Origin of the sequence: Candidatus Regiella insecticola LSR1, assembly GCF_000143625.1 — a bacterium.
In the GTDB taxonomy this organism is placed as follows: domain Bacteria; phylum Pseudomonadota; class Gammaproteobacteria; order Enterobacterales; family Enterobacteriaceae; genus Regiella; species Regiella insecticola.
Window position 1 is genome coordinate 1 of the sequence record NZ_GL379675.1, and the last position, 2,182, is coordinate 2,182.

At 41.0% G+C, this 2,182-nt stretch carries 2 protein-coding genes; both read right to left on the bottom strand.

Translation table 11 applies throughout. The features are described from left to right. Positions 1-1,180 (bottom strand): hypothetical protein (locus REG_RS09295; protein WP_039908574.1); only part of this gene is annotated, 1,180 nt, incomplete at its 3' end. 3 nt (positions 1,181-1,183) lie between these two features. After that, positions 1,184-2,182 (bottom strand): hypothetical protein (locus REG_RS09300; RefSeq protein WP_050749383.1); only part of this gene is annotated, 999 nt, incomplete at its 5' end.

Sequence of the window (2,182 nt, forward strand, 5' to 3'; positions counted from 1 at the left end):
CCAGATTACCTGGAGGTACCTCTGGAAATAGTGGCAACGGCTGATTGCTGCTAACAGGCTCTCCGCCTCCACCGCCACTCGTTGGAGGTACCGCTGGCGCTGGCGATGGTTGACTGCTCTGAAGAGGCGCTCCGCCTCCGCCGTCACTACCGTCAGTATTAGTTCCGCTTTCTGCGGGATCTTCAGAACCAGGTGCAGGGGTAGTAAGTAGCTTCCATGCAAATGACACACAGAGAATCCTTTCTAAACCAGCAGGCACCAGTTTCAATAGATGTTCTTGTCCTATCAAAGATTTAATCTTATCTGCGACATCTTTTTTAAATAAAGAATCGGGGTCACCTTGTTTATTTTCGTCTAAATCATAGCCTGCTTCTTTCATTATTCTGGCACGTTTTGGATATATTATATTAGTGAGCAGATATTCCAATAATAGCCGTGTCGCAACAGAATCCCTGTATTCATTGAAACTTATTCCTTCTGGTGGCGTTATATTTTCAGTGTTCTCTGCAACAATTTTTTCGGTTACTTTGCTCATAATTTTTTTGAGCGAACCTTCATCGTCCCATATACAATTGTCAAGTACTTCCTTTGCTGACCTATTTGACATCTTCGATAATTTTTCGACAAAACCTTTGATATCTTGTTTCAATTCTGTATCTTTTTCTGGCTTTTCTTTGCTATCCACATAAAATGCCACATGTAAAACAAAAGCCCTTAGATAATCATTAATAACACTTTTTTGAGCAGTATCTGATTCATTGATCTCATCTAGCGCCTCCTTTAGATCCGCCGAAAGTTTCGATAACTCCTCCTTATCCAGACCAAGCTTCTTCATAACATCTTCCATTTTTGCCCGTGCCATTCCATCGGTAAATGCTTTTGCTGCCATTTCTGATATCGGTACTTTTGATGGATTAGGCTCTGTTGGAGGGGTCGCTGCGCTAGTCGATGGTGTAGCCGCTGTTGGAGATCCCGCTGCGCCAGTCGATAGTGCAGTCGCTGTTGAAGATACCGCTAAGCCAGTAGGATCAGAAGGGGCAACAGGACTCTGACCCACATTACTAGGCAAAGGCATTTGCCCTGTGCTTTTTACCTGTGTGTTACCCGCCGACGCAGCACCATTTGCCGCCTGCACAGGCGATACTATTTTAGAATTACCACCCCATAATCTTCGCCACATATATCACCTTCCTATTGATGCAAGCGCAGAGCTAATAATGTCATACAATGATCTTAAATTCTGCGTCAGCTTTTGTATTAATGTTTCAATGTTAGTTAAAATACCCGCGGCTTTTCTGGTTACCGCACTTGATGTATTTTCTACTTGTGTTTCTGGTATTTTAAATCCGCTACTAAAAATATTGTATTGAGAGCCATTCATTGAAACGGAGGGGAATTTATTTTCAAGTTTTTGGCTAATCAGTTCATTAAAAAATTCAGCTTTTGTAGCCTCAATGTCAACCTTCTTCTCTGTTAATTCCTTTATTGTGTCGAGAAGAAATGCACTTTTAATTCTTTCTAAATAAGTCTTAACATGGCTCCATCGAATAACAAGATTAGGATTTTCCTTTCCCTGCCTTTCTCCCCCCTCAACCCAATCACGATGGATTCGCGGCATCCATTTCTTCCAATCACCATGATTATAAGAAGCCAAAAAGCTATATGGTACAGTAATAAGATCAGGGTCACTTATCTTTATCTTTCGCTCATCTGACTTGATAACTTCTATAATGCGATCTCCAGCTTTTTCTAACGCTTCTAATCTATCTACTTGCTCCTGCGTTATCACATCCCCTATATTCGATGCATGATTTTTTCGCAACAATAACGCGAGTTTCATTTGTGTACCAGGATCCATCTTCTCGAAAAAATCTGAATCATTATAGAATTTATCCAGAACACCTTCCTGCACCGCCATTCTTATACTTTCTTTATAATCATTGCCATTAAATATTCCGAATAGCCTTTCCGCTTTTTCTTTATTGTTTTTATCGCTATATTCCGGTAACAATTCTAACATTTTATCTAACGGCGAAGTATCTAGCGTCACTAGCCATGTATTGCCCTTCTGCTTGACGACTTTAGCCGGATCCAGCCCCAGGTCTTCTGCTTTCTTTATTGCTATTGCTTCATTTTCTTTGCTCTGTTTAGCAGTATCAACCGTATACAAAATCCCCGCTTC